We start from the raw sequence: 16,711 nt of genomic DNA, 5'->3' as shown, positions 1-16,711 counted from the left end.
CGGTCAATCGCACGACAATAAAAAAGGCGCTTCAAATGAAGCGCCTTTTTTCATGGCTGGACAGCTTATTGAATCTTGGCTTTCTTGCGCAGGCCTTCCTGGTATGCCTGCAGTTTCTTCTGCTGCAGTGATTCCGCGATCTGCGGCTTCACTTCATCGAGCGTCGGGATCTTTGCGGGGCGTACATCTTCCAGCTTGATCACGTGATAGCCATATTGGGTCTTGACCGGGGTTTCGGTGATCTGGCCTTTTTGCAGACCGACCATCGCATCGGAGAACGGCTTCACAAATGAGGCCGGCGATGCCCAATCCAGATCGCCGCCATTGCTGGCCGAGCCCGGATCCTTCGATTGCTTCGCGAGTTCTTCAAACTTCGCGCCGCCTTTCAGCTTCGTGATGATCGCCTTGGCATCGTCTTCCTTTTCGACCAGGATGTGACGTGCATGGTATTCCTTGTCGCCGGCCTGTGCCTTGAACTTGTCGTACTCAGCCTGGATCTCGGAGTCCTTGACCGGGTTCTTCTTCAGGAAGTCCTGGACCAGAGCGCGAATCGCGATGGACTGGCGGGCGATTTCAACCTGGTTCTTGACATCCGGGCTGTTGCTCAGGCCTTGCTTGTCCGCTTCCTGCATCAGGACTTCGCGGTTGATCAGCTCTTCCTTGACCATCGCGCGTAGCTGCGGGGAATCCGGCTGGCCCTGTGCTGCCAATTGCTTGATCATCGTATCAGCACGCGAAGAGGGGACAGGCTTGCCATTGACGACGGCGAGGTTCTGGGCCATGACGGGTAGCGCAACGGCGGCAACAAGCAGCATCAGCAAGCGAGCAGGTTGTAATGTCATTATCTGTTCCTAAAATTACAGTGTAAGAGTGAGGTTGAGAAATAAGGGCGCGTCTATTTTAATACTTGTGATGCTTCAGACGGCGCGAATGCGATGATGTTGAGAGCGTGTATATCGCTGTGCATCATGTCACGGAGGCAATCATACACCAGCCGATGACGCGCTACGCGATTTAAGCCATCAAAACGCTCGGAAACGATCCTGACTTTATAGTGACCGGCACCCGAGGCGGCGCCTGCATGGCCGACGTGCAGGTACGATTCGTCTTCCAATTGACATTCGAGGGGGGCGAAAGTTGCAATCAGCTTGGTCCGCATTTTTTCGATACGATTGCTCATCGTGAATCCTTTACATATTTCGACAAAAACAGACTCTGAGCAATCACGAACGCGAACATCATGCCGGTGAAGCCGAACAGTTTGAAATTGACCCAGGCGGCAGTGGAAAAATTATAGGCGACATACAGGTTGATCAAACCCATCACGCCGAAGAAGCCGGCCCAGGAAAGGCTGAGGCGCTGCCACACCGAATCCGGCAGGCTGACCTGCTTTTCCATCATCATGCGAATCAGATTCTTTCCCAGCAATGCCTGGCTCACCAGCAGCGCTCCGCCGAAGCACCAGTAAAGCACGGTCGGCTTCCACTTGATGAAGGTTTCGTTATGAAAGTAAATCGTGGCGCCGCCGAATACGGTGATGATGGCGAGCGACACCCACAGCATTGTGTCGACTTTCTTGCCGCGGAGTAGCAGATAGAGAATTTGCGCAAGGGTGGCGAGTATCGCAATGGCGGTGGCCAGCATGATCGGCGCCTGCGTTGCGCTGGCGACGCCGCCGTTCACGAGGCCGGACAAATATTGCTGCGCCAGCGCCTGGGCCGCATCCGGGTTGCTTTCGCCCCATTTGAACATGGAGAAAAACAGGATGACCGGGAAGAGATCGAACAGAAACTTCATGTCGGGTTAGGATCTTTCATCATTTGGGTTCGAAACGCAAGGATGCGGAATTGATGCAATAGCGTAATCCGGTTGGCGGAGGGCCGTCCGGAAATACGTGCCCGAGGTGGGCGTCGCAGACATTGCACAGAATTTCGGTGCGTATCATGCCATGACTGCGGTCGACGCGCTCGGAAACATGTTCCGGGTTGAGCGGCTTGAAATAGCTGGGCCAGCCACAGCTGGAATCAAACTTGGTATCCGATTCAAAGAGTGGCGTGCCGCAGCAGACGCAGGTGTAAATGCCATGCTCATGATGATCCCAGTATCGGCCGGTGAATGCGCGCTCGGTCGCGGCATGCCGGGTGACCTCGTATTCAAGCGGATCGAGCGTCGCGCGCCATTCTGCATCGGTCTTGACGATTTTCTTGTCGGTCATGATGAACAACTCACTTCAAGTTCGCTGGCCCAGTCGGGCGGGAGATCGGCGTATTTTTCGTTTTCCGTCTGCTCGTCGAAGGGCTTTTCCAGCACTGCGAGCAATTTTGCAACTTCCGAAAAGTCCTTATTTTGCGCCTTTTCTATCGCGATTTGGGCAAGATAGTTGCGCAGCACGAATTTCGGATTGAGCGCATGCATGCGCTGGCGGCGTTCGGTGTCCTTGCTGTTCTCCTTGCGCAGACGTGCCCGGTACCGGATTGCCCACGCATCGAATGCGGGGCGATCAATGAACAGGTCGCGCAATGGCTCGTCGGCGGATGGATTGTCGACCTCCAGGTTGCCGAGGCGACGGAAGAACAAGGTGAAATCGGCATGTGTGTTCTGCAACAGCGAGAACATGCTTTCGACCAAAGTGCTGTCGTCCGGCTCCCTGGTCTGCAGACCAAGTTTTGCGTGCAACAGATCATCCAGTTTGGCGTCGAAGGACGGCTTGTAGATTTCCAGTGCGGCGTGTGCATCGTCAGGCTCGCCGATCAGCGGCAGCAGCGCCTGGGCCAGCGCGAAGCAGTTCCACTGTCCGATTTGCGGCTGCATGTGATAGGCATACCGTCCTTGCTGGTCGCTGTGATTGCAGATATGTCGCGAGTCGAAGGCTTCCATGAAACCGAACGGCCCGTAATCGATGGTGAGGCCGAGTATCGACATATTGTCCGTATTCATCACGCCATGCATGAAGCCCACAGCCTGCCATTGCGCGATCAGCTCGGCGGTACGACGCGTCACTTCTGTGAGTAGGGCTTGATATGGATTCGGTGCGTCACGCAGGTCAGAATAAAACCGGTCTATCACGTAATCCGCGAGCGTCTTCAATTCTGCGTGGCGATCCGTGTAATACCAGTGCTCGAATGAGCCGAATCGAACGAAGCTCGGCGCCATGCGAGTTGCAACCGCGCTGGATTCCGGCAGCTCGCGCATCACGAGCATGTCCGAACCGACCACGCAGAGCGCGCGCGAAGTCGGGATACCAAGCGCCGCCATCGCTTCCGAACACAGGAATTCGCGGATAGAAGAGCGCAGCACCGCGCGACCGTCACCCATACGGGAGTAGGGAGTGAGGCCGGAACCCTTGAGCTGCAACTCCATGCGGCCCGATGTGCCCGATTCGCCCGTGTCGCAGGCTGGCACGTCGCCCAGGAGAATTGCGCGGCCGTCTCCAAGCTGCCCAGCCCACACGCCAAACTGATGGCCCGAATAGACGGCCGAGAGCGGGATCGAGCCGGGCATCAGGCGATTGCCGGCAAACACCTCGATAAAATTCTCTTTGGCGAATTCGGCGGGGTCCAATCCTATCAATTCGGCTGCGCGGGCACTTGCACCAACCAAATAAGGTGAAGAAACCGGGGTGGGCCGCAGTTGCGTATAAAACGCCGGCGGCAGTCGCGCGAAAGAGTTTTCAATCGGCAAGCCGTCCACGCGATGGAGGCCGATATTACATTCAGGTGCATTCATAGCGATTCCATGTCCTCAGGCGCGTTTGTGCGCCGCTTGCTTCCTGGCGGAGACCGATGCAGCGTGGTCTGGATAGGCGACTTTGTTCAGGGCCTCCGGTTGTTTGATGGAGATGCGGCCATATTGCGTCTGCACCAGGCCTTTCTGTTCCCATATGTGAAGCAATTTGGAAATGCTTTGTCGCGACTTGCCCAACAGATGTCCCAGCTCTTCCTGCGTCAATGGCACTTCGCGTCCCCCTGGAATGGTAGCCACGTTCATTGGCGACGGCTTGATATGCGCCAGCTCCAGCAAGCGTCGGGCAAGGCGCTGCTGCAATGGCGCGATCGAGGCTTCCTCCACGAGGTCAAATGTTGCGCGCAGACGCATGCTGAGTATCTTCGCAAACCGTTCGCAGATTGCCGGGTAGCGCGCCACAAGGCGCTTGAAATCAGCCTTTGAATGAAACAGGAGGACCGTCGGTCCGAAAGCGTGTCCGTCGTGCGAACGCGGCATATCATCGAACAGCGACATTTCGCCAAACCAGTTGGGTGCATCGAACACGGCAATCGTCGTGGCGTGACCGTCAGCGGTGGTGCGGGTAAAACGTACCGAACCACGTGCGATCGTGTACAGGCCGTCGGCCGCAGCACCGCGGGCGAGGACGAGCGTGCCGTCCTCGACTGCCCGAAGCCTTCCGCAATCCACCGCTTCCACGATGGCCTGTTCAGGCAAGCCGGCGAGCCATGACTTGCGCAGCAGGGCGGCCTTATCGATGTCATCGACGGTTCTGATTGGCATGAGAAATGTTAAAAAGTTGACAGTGTTGGGTAGTGCGATCTGCTGATACTGCATTCAGCGTCTTGGCTTGGTCGTCAATGAGCCACGGCACCTTACGTTATTTTGACAGAGAAGGGCATCACCCATATGAACGCACCTGAAACGCTTACCATCCCGTCGGTCAAGGACAGGGTCTCCGCCGAAGAATGGCAGGCCCGTGTCGATCTGGCCGCATGCTATCGGCTCGTCGCGAATTTTGGCTGGAGTGACTTGATTTTCACTCACATCACCGCGCGTGTCCCGGGAACCGAAGACCAGTTCCTGATCAATCCTTACGGATTGATGTTCGACGAAATTACAGCATCTTCGCTGGTAAAGATCGATCTTGATGGCAACAAACTCGACGAGTCGCCATTTCCGGTCAATCCCGCCGGTTTCACCATCCACTCGGCGATTCACTCGGCAAGGCATGACGCCCAGTGTGTGCTGCACGTTCACAGCATCAATGGCGTTGCGGTATCCGCCCAGAAGAACGGACTGCTGCCGATCTCGCAGCAGTCCATTTTTGTTTTGTCCAGTCTCGCCTATCACGACTATGAAGGCGTAGCGCTGAACGCCGAGGAAAAGCCTCGCCTTGTCGCCGACCTGGGCGAGAAAAATTATTTAATGCTTCGCAATCATGGATTGTTGACATTGGGCAAAACGGTTGCCGATGCGTTTGTCAACATGTATGTGTTCGAGGCGGCCTGCATGATCCAGATACGTGCGCAATCCGGCGGAGGCGATCTCATTCCTATCCCTCCGGAGATCGTCAACGGCGCAAAAAAGCAGGCAAAGACCGTGACCAAATCCCAGGGCGGCATGCTGGCCTGGCCCGGTTTGCTCCGGCGGCTGGATCGCATCGATCCTTCGTATCGAACTTGAACAGGAAAACAAAACATGGAGACACGCATGCACGCTCGCGCCGCATTCCGGGACATGCAGGAGAGTACCGCGGAAGACTGGAAAATCATTTCAGACGAATTCAAACCCTATGCAGCAGCGCTGCCCGACCGTGTGCTTGCGCACCTTCGCCTGCTGGATGGAGATTGCGGCGGCTTCCCGGTCGATCGCTTGACGCACAGCCTGCAGACTGCCACCCGCGCCTGGCGCGACGATAGAGACGAGGAATACGTGGTCTGCGCATTGCTTCACGACATCGGAGACACCCTCGGCAGTTTTAATCATCCCGACATCGCGGCCGCGATCCTGAAGCCTTTTGTGAGTCCGGAGAATCACGCGATGGTGGAGAAGCACGGCATTTTCCAGGGCTATTATTTCTTCCATCATCTCGGCATGAACCGCAACCTTCGCGATCAATTCGCCGGCCAGTCGCTTTACGACACGACGCTGGAGTTTTGTGAAAAGTATGACGCGCCGGCTTTCGATCCGACATACGACACCTTGCCGCTGGACTTTTTCGAACCCATGCTGCGCCGCGTAATGGCCCGTCCCAAAAATACCATCTACAAGAAAGTTGCCGAATGAAACGTCGCGTAAGGGACATTGATGCGACGCACCATCGAAAGTCATTGACGATATTAGTACGGTCGTTCAAAAATCACGCTATAAATTTAGTGGCAACACTCTAACTAGAAGCAGGAGGCAGCATGTCGCAGTATGTAAAGAGCCCCTTGATGGGCCAAATGATGAGCCAGCCGTTGCTCATCTCCAGCATCATTCAGCACGCGGACCGCTACTTCGGTGGCAATGAAATCGTGTCTCGCCGCGTTGAAGGTGACATTCATCGATACACATATCGCGACTGCCACAAGCGTGCACGTCAAATGGCGAACGCACTCACCGGATTTGGTGTAAAGATGGGAGACCGTGTTGCGACCTTGGCCTGGAACGGCTATCGCCACATGGAGTTGTATTACGCGATCTCCGGTTCCGGCGCTGTCATGCACACCATCAATCCGCGTCTGCATCCCGAACAGATTGCCTACATCGTCAATCACGCGGAAGATCAATACCTGTTCTTCGACATGACTTTCCTGCCGCTGGTCGAGGCGTTTGCCGCAAGCTGCAAGACGACCAAGGGTTTCGTGATGATGTGCGACCGGGATCGCATGCCGAAGGAATCCAGGATCGCCAATCTGATGTGCTACGAGGATCTGATCAACAACAACTCGGATCAGTATGCATGGCCGGTATTCGACGAGAATTCGGCTTCCAGTCTGTGCTACACCTCGGGCACTACCGGCAATCCGAAGGGCGCCCTCTATTCGCACCGCTCGACGGTGCTGCATTCCTACGCATCCTGCATGCCGGATGCGCTGAACGTCTCGGCGCGGGATTCGGTGCTGCCGGTTGTCCCGATGTTCCACGTGAACGCATGGGGTCTGCCATATTCCGTACCGTTGACCGGAGCGAAGATGGTGTTTCCCGGAGCGGCTCTGGACGGCAAATCGATTTATGAATTGTTCGAGCAGGAGAAGGTCACGTTCTCCGCCGGCGTGCCGACGGTATGGCTTGGCCTGCTGAATCACGTAGGACAAAATAACCTCAAGTTTTCCACCTTCAAGCGTACCGTCATTGGTGGCTCCGCCTGTCCTCCTGCGATGATGAAAACCTTCCGTCATCAGTACGGGGTTGAAGTGGTTCACGCATGGGGTATGACCGAGATGTCGCCGCTCGGGACTGCATGTACGTTGCAGGGCCATCATTACGATTTGCCGGAAGAGCAGAAGCAGGCTATCCTTGAAAAGCAAGGGCATGCGATCTTCGGCGTCGACATGAAGATTGTCGACGACGAAGGCAAGGAACTGCCCTGGGATGGCACGACCTATGGCAACCTGCTGGTAAAGGGGCCATGGATCATCAGCAGCTATTTCAAGGGGGAGGGCGGTGATGTACTGCAGGATGGCTGGTTCCCGACGGGCGACGTCGCGACCATCAGCCCTGACGGCTACATGCAAATCACCGACCGCAGCAAGGATGTGATCAAGTCGGGGGGAGAGTGGATAGGCTCGATCGACCTGGAAAATATCGCAATGGCGCACCCATCGGTGCAACAGGCTGCGTGCATCGGCGTCTTCCATCCAAAATGGGACGAGCGCCCCCTGCTCGTCGTGGTGAAGAAACCCGGCGCGGAAGTCACCAAGGAAGAGCTGATCAAATTCTATGACGGCAAGATTGCAAAATGGTGGACACCCGACGACGTCGCTTTTGTCGATGCCCTGCCAATCGGCGCCACCGGCAAAGTCTTGAAGAACCGGATTCGCGAGCAATTCAAGGAGTACAAACTACCCACTACCTGAGATGATGAAGTAGAAAAGCAGAAGCCAATCAGCCATCGTTCTATAACTACAAGCACCTTCGTAAGGAAAAGAGACAAATGATGAAAAAGATTCGTCCCCTCGTACTGGCGTTTTCCGTGGCAGCTGCATTTGCGCCGTCCGTCCATGCCGACACCATCAAGATCGCAATGATCGAAACGATGTCTGGCGCATTTGCTCCTATCGGCCAAAACCAGTTCAATACCTTCCGTATGTTTACCGAGATGGCCAACCAGCAGAAGTGGGGTGGCAGCCATACCATCGAGGTGAATGCGTTCGATGGCAAGGGCAGCCCGCAGGAGTCGCTGAATCAACTCAAGACGGTGATCGATCAAGGCTATCGTTACATTGCGCAAGGCAACGGGTCGGGCGTCGCACTGGCGTTGATCGATGCGGTCAACAAGCATAACGAGCGCAACCCGGGCAAGGAAATCGTTTTCCTCAACTACTCTGCGATTGACCCTGATCTCACCAACAGCAAGTGCAGCTTCTGGCATTTCCGCTTCGATGCAAACTCCGACATGAAGATGGAAGCGCTGACTTCCTACATGGCGAAAGATCAGAGCATCAAGAAGGTCTACATCATCGGCCAGAACTATGCGCACGGCCATCAGGTCACACGCGCGGCGAAGGAATACCTGAAGCGCAAGCGTCCTGACGTCCAGATCGTCGGCGATGATCTCCATCCGATTGCAACCGTCAAGGACTTCTCGCCGTACATCGCGAAGATCAAGGCATCCGGTGCAGATTCGGTCATTACCGGTAACTGGGGCGCCGACCTCGCCTTGCTCGTCAAAGCCGCGAAGGATGCTGGTCTGACTGCCAAGTTCTACACTTACTATGCCGGCACCTCGGGCGTGCCAACTGCAATGGGTGGCGCGACTGCGGGCATGGTGAAGCAGGTTGCCTACTGGGTCCCGAATAACGAATCCTTCTCCGGCAAGGAAATTGTCGAAGCATTCAAGAAGAAGTACAACGACGACTTCTATGTCGCCGACCTGTACACAGTGATCCAGATGGTCGCCAAGGCAGCCAAGGACACCAATTCTGTCGATCCGGTGAAAGTTGCCTATGCAATGGAAGGCATGAAGGTCAAGGCCATCAACGGCGACGTTGAAATGCGCGCGGTGGACCACCAGTTGCAGCAGCCGCTCTACATTTCCACGTGGACCAAGGTCGACGGCAAGAAGATCAAGTACGACCAGGAAAATACCGGCTACGGCTGGAGCAACGATCAGAAGATCGAAAGCTACGTTGCCACTCAGCCAACTTCATGCCAGATGAAGCGTCCGGCCCGTCCGTCCTAAATACTCACATCAAAATCGGCATGGTACTGAAGCAGTCCATGCCGATCTCCACCGTCTAACGGTGGGCAAAAAAATATAGCCACACCTTATCGCGCAGTGCCGCCTGATATCCGGGATGCACTGCGATGCAAGCGATGCAGCCGTCGGGGAGGAGCGATACGGCGGTCGGCTCACGGCCTTTCAGACTACACCATGCTGATGTACACGTGAAGGGAAAAGACCATGACACGCCCTAGCTGAAACCTCGCAATTTCAATGCTTTACACGGGGTATATCCATCGATAAGCTGTACGCAAAAAACCTATAAGGAAGAGACAAATGGCTACTCACTTCAAATCCCTGATCTTTCCGGTCTCATTGGCTGCCGCGTTGGCCATCCCCGCGACAGCCAGTGCCGATGTAGTGAAGATGGCGTTCATCGATCCGCTGTCCGGGGCCTTCGCGCCAGTCGGGCAAGGCATTCTCAAGAGTTGGCAGTTCATTGCGGAGAAGGCCAACGCAGAAAAGTGGGCGGGCCCGAACACGTTTGAAATTGTCGGCTTCGACAATAAAGGCAGCCCGCAGGAATCGCTCAGCCAGCTCAAGTCGGCGATCGACCAGGGCTACCGTTACATCATCCAGGGCAATGGCTCGGGTGTCGCCTTGGCGCTGGTTGATGCCATTAACAAGCACAATGAGCGCAATCCCGGCAAGGAGGTTCTGTTCCTCAACTATGCGGCCGTCGATCCCGATCTGACCAACAGCAAATGCAGTTTCTGGCACTTCCGCATTGATGCCAATTCGGACATGAAGATGGAGGCCATGACCTCTTACATGGCCAAGGATCCGAACATCAAGAAGGTGTACATCATCGGCCAGAACTATTCGTTCGGCCACCAGGTGACCCGCGCCGCGAAGGAATACCTGAAACGCAAGCGCCCGGACATCCAGATCGTGGGCGATGACCTCCATCCCATCGGACAGGTGAAGGATTTCTCGCCGTACGTGGCGAAAATCAAGGCTTCGGGTGCGGATACGGTCATCACCGGCAACTGGGGCGCTGATCTGGCGTTGCTGATCAAGGCGGCGAAGGAAGCCGACCTGAAGACGAACTTCTACACTTACTATGCCAGTACCACCGGTGTGCCGACCGCAATGGGTGCCGCAGGCGCCGAACGCGTGAAATATACCGGCTACTGGAACGTGAACAACGAGAAGTTTGTCGGCAAGGACCTGGTCGAAGCGTACAAGAAGAAGTACAACGACGATTACTATGTCATGGCGACTTATACCGGCTTGCTGATGTTGGGCAAGGCTATCAAGGAAACCAAGTCGACCGATCCTGTGAAAGTTGCGTTTGCATTGGAAGGCATGAAGGTACAAAGCCTGAATGGCGAAGTCGAAATGCGCAAGACGGATCACCAGTTGCAGCAGCCTCTTTATATCGCTACATGGACCAAGGTGAATGGCAAGGATGTGAAGTACGATCAGGAAAACACCGGCTATGGCTGGAAGACGGATGTGAAGCTCGACTCCTATGTCGCGACACAGCCGACCTCTTGCCAGATGAAACGTCCGTCCTGATTTTTTTGTTGGGGCAGCGTGCCGGCATGCGTCGTCACGCTGCTTTTTTGCGGGTTGAAAATAGTACGGCCGTACAAGAATTTTGAAATAGGGGTTGCTTCGTGGAGTTCACATTAATTACCTTACTTAACGGCTTGAGCTACGGGCTCTTGCTGTTCATGTTGTCGGCAGGTCTGACTTTGATTCTCAGCATGATGGGCGTGCTTAATTTTGCGCACGCCAGCTTTTACATGCTCGGCGCTTACTTCGCCTATGCGATCAGCTCGGTGGTCGGCTTCTGGCCGGCGCTGGTGATTGCGCCGTTGGCGGTCGGCCTGATCGGCGCGCTGGTCGAACGCTACGGCCTGCGTTCGGTACACAAATACGGCCCGATTCCCGAGTTGCTGTTTACCTTCGGCCTGTCCTATGTGATGGTCGAACTGGTGCAACTGGTCTGGGGCCGCGCTGCCGTACCGTATCCGATTCCCGCGGAACTGGACGGTCCGCTGTTCACCCTCTACACCACCACGTTCCCGACTTATCGCGGATTCATGATGCTGATTGCGCTGCTGATGCTGCTGTCAATCTACCTGGTGCTGACCAAGACCCGTATCGGACTGGTGATCCAGGCGGCGCTGACGCATCCCGACATGGTCGAGGCGTTGGGGCATAACGTTCCGCGTGTGTTCATGCTGGTGTTCGGGGGCGGTTGCGCTCTCGCAGGCCTGGCCGGTGTCATCGGCGGCAATGCGTTCGTGACGGAGCCGGCGATGGCGGCAACGGTGGGCAGCATCATTTTCGTGGTGGTGGTGGTCGGCGGCATGGGCTCGCTCGTCGGTGCCTTGCTGGCTTCGCTGTTGATCGGCGTGATCCAGACCTTCGCGGTGGCGCTGGACTATTCCTTTATCAATCTGTTTTCGTTGGTCGGTGCGCAAATCACCAGCGATACGTTCGGGTATCCACTATGGAAACTGACAATTTCTCAGGTCGCTGCAATCCTGCCGTACTTGCTGCTTGTACTGATTCTGATCTTCAGGCCGCGTGGCTTGATGGGCACGCGTGAGGGCTGAACCAATGAATACTTTAGCAATGACAAACAGCCTGTCCTACAAACCGATGAATCTGGCGCGCTGGATCATCTGGGGCATGTTCGCTGTGATCCTGATCGTCGCGCCTCTGATTTTCAACAAGGGTGCCTCGCTTTCCATCCTGTCGCAAATGGGCACGCTGATGATTTTCGGGCTGTCCTACAACATGTTGCTGGGGCAGGGCGGCATGCTCTCCTTTGGCCATGCGGTGTATTCCGGTCTGGGTGCGTTCTTCGCCATCCATGCAATGAATCTGGCGACGGCGGGCAAGATCTGGATGCCGGTGACCATGATCCCGCTGATCGGCGGGCTGGCCGGGATGGTCTTCGGCATATTGTTCGGCTACGTCACCACCAAGAAATCCGGCACGACCTTTGCGATGATTACCTTGGGTATCGTGGAACTGGTGTTCGCCTGTTCATTGATGTTCCCTGAATTCTTTGGCGGCGAAGGCGGCATTTCCACGAACCGGGTTTATGGCGACCCTTTCCTCGGCATCACTTATGGCCCGCAAATTCAGGTGTATTACCTGATCGCGTTCTGGCTGTTCCTGGCAACCGTGGGCATGTATGCGTTCACGCAGACGCCGCTGGGGCGCATCATCAACGCGGTGCGGGACAACCCGGAACGCGTCGAGTTCATCGGTTACGACACGCAATGGGCGCGCTACCTGACCTTGATCCTGTCCGCGTTCTTTGCGGGCATCTCCGGCGGCCTGTCGGCGATCAATTTTGAAATCGTCACGGCGGAGAACGTCAGTGCGGTCCGTTCCGGCGCCGTACTGTTGTTTACCTTCATTGGCGGCATCGGCTTTTTCTTCGGGCCGATCCTGGGCGCGATCATCGGGGTATTCCTGACCGTGATGCTGTCCGATTACACCAATGCGTGGCAATTGTATGTCGGCGTGTTCTTCATCATCATCGTGATGTATGCGCCCGGCGGTGTCGCGAGCATTCTCATGCTCAATCTGAGACTCGCAAAATACGGCAAGTTCAAGCGCGTGTGGCCGCATTTGTGGGCAGTATGCGCAATGGGAGCGGTTGCGCTGCTTGGCGTGGTGATGATGATCGAGATGCTGTACCACTTGACGCTGGAATCGGTCAACGGGACCGAGATGAAGCTGCTCGGTTTTGTCGTTGACACTGCAGGGCCGTCCGGCTGGTTTGCGGCGCTGGTGCTGGTGGCGATCGGCGGATTTGGCGTATGGCATGCAAGGAAGGCATTTCAACATGCGTGGGGCGAAGTGAGTACCGAAATCGAAGAACTGATCCGGAGGGCAGAAGCATGAACGTCCTGTCCCTCGAATTGAAAGACGTGCGCAAGAGCTTCGGCAAATCCGAAATCATCCGCGGCGCCAATCTCAAAGTTCCGAAAGGGGAACGATTCGCCATCATTGGACCGAACGGCGCCGGCAAATCGACCTTGTTCAACCTGATATCGGGGCGTTTCGCGCTCAGCTCGGGCGACGTGCTGCTGAATGGGGAAAGCATCGTCGGCTTGCGTCCGTTCGAAATCAACCGGCGTGGCCTGTCGCGCAGTTTTCAGATCACCAACATCTTTCACCGCCTGTCGGTATACGAGAATCTGCGCTGCGCCGTGCTGTGGTCGCTCGGCTACAAGTACTCTTTCTGGCATCGGCTCAACGGGCTCAAGGATGCGCATGAGCGCGCGGAACAGGTGCTGGAGCAGATTGGTCTGAGGCGCCGCAGGGACACGCTGGCCGGGCTGTTGACGTATGCGGAGCAGCGCGCACTGGAAATCGGCATCACGATTGCAGGCGGAGCAGAAGTCATTCTGCTGGATGAGCCGACGGCAGGCATGAGCCGTTCGGAATCGGACGCGGCGGTGGAGCTGATCCGCAAGGTCACGGTGGGCAAAACGCTGCTGATGGTGGAGCACGACATGAGCGTGGTATTCGGCCTGGCCGACAAGATTGCGGTGGTGGTGTATGGCGAAGTGATCGCCTGCGATACACCGACCAACATTCGCGCCAATCAGAAGGTTCAGGAAGCGTATTTGGGCGGCCACGCGCCGGTGGAGGCAGCATAAATGGCATTACTGGACATCAAAAATCTGCATGCGTTCTATGGCAAGAGCCATGTCCTGCACGGCGTCGACATGCATGTCGACGAAGGGGAAATTGTCAGCCTGCTGGGGCGCAACGGCGTAGGGCGGTCAACCACGGTCAAGGCATCGATGGGACAAGTCGACGTCACCGGATCGATCCGTTTCAAGGGCGAGGAGATCACCGGTATGAAATCCTTCGAAATCGCGCACAAGGGACTTGGTTACGTTCCGGAGAACCGCGATATCTTTCCGACGCTGACGGTGGAGCAGAACCTGATGCTGGGCGAAAAGAAAGCGAAGGGTTCGAAGAAGAGTGCGCGCTGGACGATGGAGGACATGTACAAGATGTTCCCGCGCCTGAGGGAGCGGCAAAACACGGCGGCCGGCGTGTTGTCCGGCGGCGAGCAGCAGATGCTGACCTTGTGCCGCACCTTGATGGGCGACCCTGACCTGATCATGATCGACGAGCCGACCGAAGGTCTGGCCCCGAAGATCGTCGATCTTGTGGCGGAGTACCTGAAGGAGCTGAAGAACCGCGGGATCTCGGTGCTGCTGGTCGAGCAGAAACTGGCGATCGCACTGGAGATTTCGCAACGGGTATACGTGATGGGCCATGGATCCATCGTGTTCGAAGGGACGCCGGACGACTTGCGCAAGAATGCCAACGTGCGCAAGGAATGGCTGGAAGTGTGACGGCATGGCAGTGATCGGTCCCGATGTCGTTCTCCGCAAGCCGGCCTACGTGCACGACACCGCGCATTTGTATGGCAAGGTGACGGTGGAGGAGAACGCATCGATCTGGATCAACGTCGTCGCGCGCGCCGAGCACAAGGAGATTGTGATCGGCGCATTTTCCAATATCCAGGACTTCGTGATGCTGCATATCGGCGATGCCACGCCGACCATCATCGGAAGTCATTGCTCGATCACGCATCACTGCACCATTCACGGATGCACGATCGGTGATAACTGCCTGATCGGCATCAATTCGACCATTATGGACGGCTGCGTCATTGGCGAGAACAGCATCGTTGCCGGCCACACCTTCCTCAAGGAAGGCACCGTCATTCCGCCCAACTCGATCGTGATGGGGACACCCGGCAAAGTGGTGCGCGCGCAGAACAACTTCGTGCGCAACCGGCTCAACGCATTCATGTATTACAAGAATGCGCTTGCCTATGCCGCCGGCCGGTACAGGGAGTGGGCGCGCCCGGAAATTCCCGCGGAAGTCATGGCGGAGATGCAGCGGCTGAATGCGCTGTCGGTCGAGCTTCCCGCGCCTGGCACTACGCAGACCACTTCCCAAGGCTGACGACGACCAAGTTCTGACGCGTCCCGCAATGGCGGCCGCCAGCCTTGAAATAAATTCACCGTTCGCCCTCATATCTTTATCTTGTAGCGCCTGGATCTAGGTAGTTACACTGACTCGAATCTACGCAGTTCTGCGCTTGTGCTCGCGCCCGGCGGGCTGAATACTGCGCGGACGCTGTTTCGCAACATTCCCGATCAGAGGATGGCCGTTACGGCAAAAATATTCAATAAGGAGACAAACCATGTGGCCCACCCGTCGCTGCCGTGCCTTGTTTTTCTGCGCAATTTCGTTTGTCCCGATCATTTGTCTTGCGCAAGGCGCGGACAATGAGCCGCTCAGGATAGGCGTTTCCGGTCCGTTCTCCGGCGGCTCCAGCCCCATGGGCGTGAGCATGCGCAATGGCATCCATCTTGCCGTCGAAGAGATCAATAACATCGGCGGCATCAACGGCCGGAAAGTCGAACTGATCGAACGCGACGATGAGGCCAACAACGACATCGGCGCGAAAATCGCCGAGGAGTTCACACAAAAGAAGGTCGTGGCCGCCATCGGGATCGTGAATACGGGCGTCGGCCTCGCCTCGATCGACGCCTATCAGAAGGCGCGGATTCCCTTGCTGATTGCGGTGTCGACCGGCACCTCTCTTACGAAGAAGTATGCGCCGCCGGCAGCCACGGAAAACTATATCTTCCGGATTTCTCCGACGCTCGATCTGGAGGCGAAGGTGGTGGCGGCCGATCTCAAGCGCAAGGGACTGGGCAAGGTTTCGGTACTGGCCGACACCACCGCGTACGGCGATGCCGGCCTGAAGGCCTTTCAGGAACAGGCAAAGCTGGCGGACGTGGAGGTCAGCTCCGTGGAGCGCTTCAAGATCGGCGAGCAGGACATGGGCGCGCAGGTCAGGCATGCCAAGGCCAGCGGCGCGCACGCTCTTGTCGTATGGGGAATCGGACCGGAACTGGCGGTGATCGCGCGCAACAAGGAATCGCTGGGCTGGAAGGTGCCGATGCTGGGCAGCTGGACCTTTTCAATGCGGAATTTCATCGAGCAGTCCGGCAAGGCGGGCGAGGGTGCCCTGATGCCACAAACCTTCATCCAGGATCTCGGTTCCAGCAGCAAGAACAGTTTTCTGCTTGCCTACAAGCGTGTCTTCAAGACCAGTCTGATTGCTTCGCCCATGAGCGCGGCGCAGGGCTATGACGGCATGCACCTGCTGTATCTCGCGCTGCGTCAGGCCAATTCGACCGACGGAGTACGGATCAAGGAGGCGCTGGAAAACCTCAAGAGCCGCTATCAGGGCGTCATTACCAGCTACAGCCGTCCCTTCTCGAAGGAAGACCACGATGCAATCACGCAAAACATGTTGCTGATGGGCGTGGTGTCGGCAGGGCGGGTGGATTACGCCTATGCTGATGATCAGAAACGCGGCGCGCTGCTACGGCTCAAAGCGCAATAAAGAGCGTTGCAGACAAGCTATCCGGCACGTTGCAGGACGTGCCGGATTTTTTTATGTAAAAATAATACGATCGTTCTATTTTGGGGTATAGTAAGGCACTCGAACAATTCAAAACCCGCTTCAGCGTCCCACTA

17 protein-coding genes are annotated in these 16,711 nt (G+C 56.3%); 11 read left to right on the top strand and 6 right to left on the bottom strand.

Annotated elements, in window-relative coordinates:
• Window positions 1–65 precede the first annotated feature (65 nt).
• The 6 genes from VJ651_RS11505 to VJ651_RS11480 are packed head-to-tail and all read right to left on the bottom strand — an operon-like array spanning window position 66 to window position 4,560.
• Entirely contained in the window at window positions 66–842 is a 777-nt protein-coding gene (locus VJ651_RS11505; protein ID WP_292931612.1) for a peptidylprolyl isomerase, read from the bottom strand.
• Between the two features lie 53 nt (window positions 843–895).
• Window positions 896–1,180: a BolA family protein gene (locus VJ651_RS11500; protein WP_324107594.1), complete on the bottom strand. Its 285-nt coding sequence runs from the start codon at window positions 1,178–1,180 to the stop codon at window positions 896–898.
• Complete coding sequence (locus tag VJ651_RS11495; protein ID WP_324107593.1) at window positions 1,177–1,797, bottom strand: septation protein A; 621 nt, start codon at window positions 1,795–1,797, stop codon at window positions 1,177–1,179. The genes VJ651_RS11500 and VJ651_RS11495 overlap by 4 nt, the downstream gene beginning before the upstream one ends.
• A 19-nt stretch (window positions 1,798–1,816) precedes the next feature.
• Entirely contained in the window at window positions 1,817–2,215 is a 399-nt protein-coding gene (gene msrB, locus VJ651_RS11490; RefSeq protein ID WP_324107592.1) for a peptide-methionine (R)-S-oxide reductase MsrB, read from the bottom strand.
• Complete coding sequence (locus VJ651_RS11485) at window positions 2,212–3,726, bottom strand: protein adenylyltransferase SelO (RefSeq protein ID WP_324107591.1); 1,515 nt, start codon at window positions 3,724–3,726, stop codon at window positions 2,212–2,214. Before VJ651_RS11485 ends, msrB begins: the two co-directional genes overlap by 4 nt.
• 15 nt (window positions 3,727–3,741) lie before the next feature.
• Entirely contained in the window at window positions 3,742–4,560 is an 819-nt protein-coding gene (locus tag VJ651_RS11480; protein ID WP_324107590.1) for a Crp/Fnr family transcriptional regulator, read from the bottom strand.
• Between the two features lie 72 nt (window positions 4,561–4,632).
• On the opposite strand from VJ651_RS11480, the gene VJ651_RS11475 reads away from it, so the two are divergent.
• From VJ651_RS11475 to VJ651_RS11425, 11 genes are all read left to right on the top strand, one after another.
• A complete protein-coding gene (locus tag VJ651_RS11475) occupies window positions 4,633–5,409 on the top strand; it encodes a class II aldolase/adducin family protein (protein ID WP_324107589.1) in 777 nt (258 codons plus the stop codon).
• Window positions 5,410–5,436: 27 nt separating this feature from the next.
• Entirely contained in the window at window positions 5,437–6,012 is a 576-nt protein-coding gene (locus tag VJ651_RS11470; protein WP_324107588.1) for a phosphohydrolase, read from the top strand.
• Window positions 6,013–6,134: 122 nt separating this feature from the next.
• Window positions 6,135–7,787 carry a 3-(methylthio)propionyl-CoA ligase gene (locus VJ651_RS11465; protein WP_324107587.1) on the top strand — a complete coding sequence of 551 codons (1,653 nt, stop codon included), beginning with the start codon at window positions 6,135–6,137 and terminating at the stop codon, window positions 7,785–7,787.
• An 80-nt stretch (window positions 7,788–7,867) separates the two neighbouring features.
• The gene (locus VJ651_RS11460; protein ID WP_324107648.1) at window positions 7,868–9,112 is read left to right on the top strand and encodes a branched-chain amino acid ABC transporter substrate-binding protein; all 1,245 of its coding nucleotides are present in this window, start codon (window positions 7,868–7,870) and stop codon (window positions 9,110–9,112) included.
• A gap of 318 nt (window positions 9,113–9,430) precedes the next feature.
• Window positions 9,431–10,675 (top strand): branched-chain amino acid ABC transporter substrate-binding protein, encoded by a 1,245-nt coding sequence (locus VJ651_RS11455; RefSeq protein WP_324107586.1) that lies wholly within the window; start codon window positions 9,431–9,433, stop codon window positions 10,673–10,675.
• A gap of 101 nt (window positions 10,676–10,776) precedes the next feature.
• The gene (locus VJ651_RS11450; protein WP_324107585.1) at window positions 10,777–11,724 is read left to right on the top strand and encodes a branched-chain amino acid ABC transporter permease; all 948 of its coding nucleotides are present in this window, start codon (window positions 10,777–10,779) and stop codon (window positions 11,722–11,724) included.
• A 19-nt stretch (window positions 11,725–11,743) separates the two neighbouring features.
• A complete protein-coding gene (locus VJ651_RS11445) occupies window positions 11,744–13,030 on the top strand; it encodes a branched-chain amino acid ABC transporter permease (RefSeq protein WP_324107584.1) in 1,287 nt (428 codons plus the stop codon).
• Window positions 13,027–13,791, top strand: a complete 765-nt coding sequence (locus tag VJ651_RS11440) for an ABC transporter ATP-binding protein (protein WP_324107583.1) — start codon at window positions 13,027–13,029, stop codon at window positions 13,789–13,791. Before VJ651_RS11445 ends, VJ651_RS11440 begins: the two co-directional genes overlap by 4 nt.
• Window positions 13,792–14,502 carry an ABC transporter ATP-binding protein gene (locus VJ651_RS11435; RefSeq protein WP_324107582.1) on the top strand — a complete coding sequence of 237 codons (711 nt, stop codon included), beginning with the start codon at window positions 13,792–13,794 and terminating at the stop codon, window positions 14,500–14,502. It abuts the gene before it with no gap.
• Between the two features lie 4 nt (window positions 14,503–14,506).
• The gene (locus VJ651_RS11430; protein ID WP_324107581.1) at window positions 14,507–15,121 is read left to right on the top strand and encodes a gamma carbonic anhydrase family protein; all 615 of its coding nucleotides are present in this window, start codon (window positions 14,507–14,509) and stop codon (window positions 15,119–15,121) included.
• A gap of 241 nt (window positions 15,122–15,362) precedes the next feature.
• On the top strand, window positions 15,363–16,577 hold the full coding sequence (locus VJ651_RS11425) for an ABC transporter substrate-binding protein (protein ID WP_324107580.1): 1,215 nt from the start codon (window positions 15,363–15,365) through the stop codon (window positions 16,575–16,577).
• Window positions 16,578–16,711 lie beyond the last annotated feature (134 nt).

It is taken from the genome of Noviherbaspirillum sp. (genome assembly GCF_035254865.1).
In the GTDB taxonomy this organism is placed as follows: domain Bacteria; phylum Pseudomonadota; class Gammaproteobacteria; order Burkholderiales; family Burkholderiaceae_D; genus Noviherbaspirillum.
Note: the sequence above shows the minus strand (reverse complement) of the source record. Positions and strands in the feature narration are given on the sequence as shown.

Excerpts from the sequence above, each read along its gene's own strand:
- VJ651_RS11470 (WP_324107588.1), top strand. The coding sequence starts at position 5,437 with ATGCACGCTCGCGCCGCATTCCGGGACATGCAGGAGAGTACCGCGGAA.
- VJ651_RS11495 (WP_324107593.1), bottom strand. The coding sequence starts at position 1,797 with ATGAAGTTTCTGTTCGATCTCTTCCCGGTCATCCTGTTTTTCTCCATG.
- VJ651_RS11505 (WP_292931612.1), bottom strand. The coding sequence starts at position 842 with ATGACATTACAACCTGCTCGCTTGCTGATGCTGCTTGTTGCCGCCGTT.
- VJ651_RS11500 (WP_324107594.1), bottom strand. The coding sequence starts at position 1,180 with ATGAGCAATCGTATCGAAAAAATGCGGACCAAGCTGATTGCAACTTTC.
- VJ651_RS11480 (WP_324107590.1), bottom strand. The coding sequence starts at position 4,560 with ATGCAGTATCAGCAGATCGCACTACCCAACACTGTCAACTTTTTAACA.
- VJ651_RS11460 (WP_324107648.1), top strand. The coding sequence starts at position 7,868 with ATGAAAAAGATTCGTCCCCTCGTACTGGCGTTTTCCGTGGCAGCTGCA.
- VJ651_RS11430 (WP_324107581.1), top strand. The coding sequence starts at position 14,507 with ATGGCAGTGATCGGTCCCGATGTCGTTCTCCGCAAGCCGGCCTACGTG.
- VJ651_RS11465 (WP_324107587.1), top strand. The coding sequence starts at position 6,135 with ATGTCGCAGTATGTAAAGAGCCCCTTGATGGGCCAAATGATGAGCCAG.
- VJ651_RS11425 (WP_324107580.1), top strand. The coding sequence starts at position 15,363 with ATGTGGCCCACCCGTCGCTGCCGTGCCTTGTTTTTCTGCGCAATTTCG.
- VJ651_RS11455 (WP_324107586.1), top strand. The coding sequence starts at position 9,431 with ATGGCTACTCACTTCAAATCCCTGATCTTTCCGGTCTCATTGGCTGCC.
- msrB (WP_324107592.1), bottom strand. The coding sequence starts at position 2,215 with ATGACCGACAAGAAAATCGTCAAGACCGATGCAGAATGGCGCGCGACG.
- VJ651_RS11445 (WP_324107584.1), top strand. The coding sequence starts at position 11,744 with ATGACAAACAGCCTGTCCTACAAACCGATGAATCTGGCGCGCTGGATC.
- VJ651_RS11435 (WP_324107582.1), top strand. The coding sequence starts at position 13,792 with ATGGCATTACTGGACATCAAAAATCTGCATGCGTTCTATGGCAAGAGC.
- VJ651_RS11440 (WP_324107583.1), top strand. The coding sequence starts at position 13,027 with ATGAACGTCCTGTCCCTCGAATTGAAAGACGTGCGCAAGAGCTTCGGC.
- VJ651_RS11485 (WP_324107591.1), bottom strand. The coding sequence starts at position 3,726 with ATGAATGCACCTGAATGTAATATCGGCCTCCATCGCGTGGACGGCTTG.
- VJ651_RS11475 (WP_324107589.1), top strand. The coding sequence starts at position 4,633 with ATGAACGCACCTGAAACGCTTACCATCCCGTCGGTCAAGGACAGGGTC.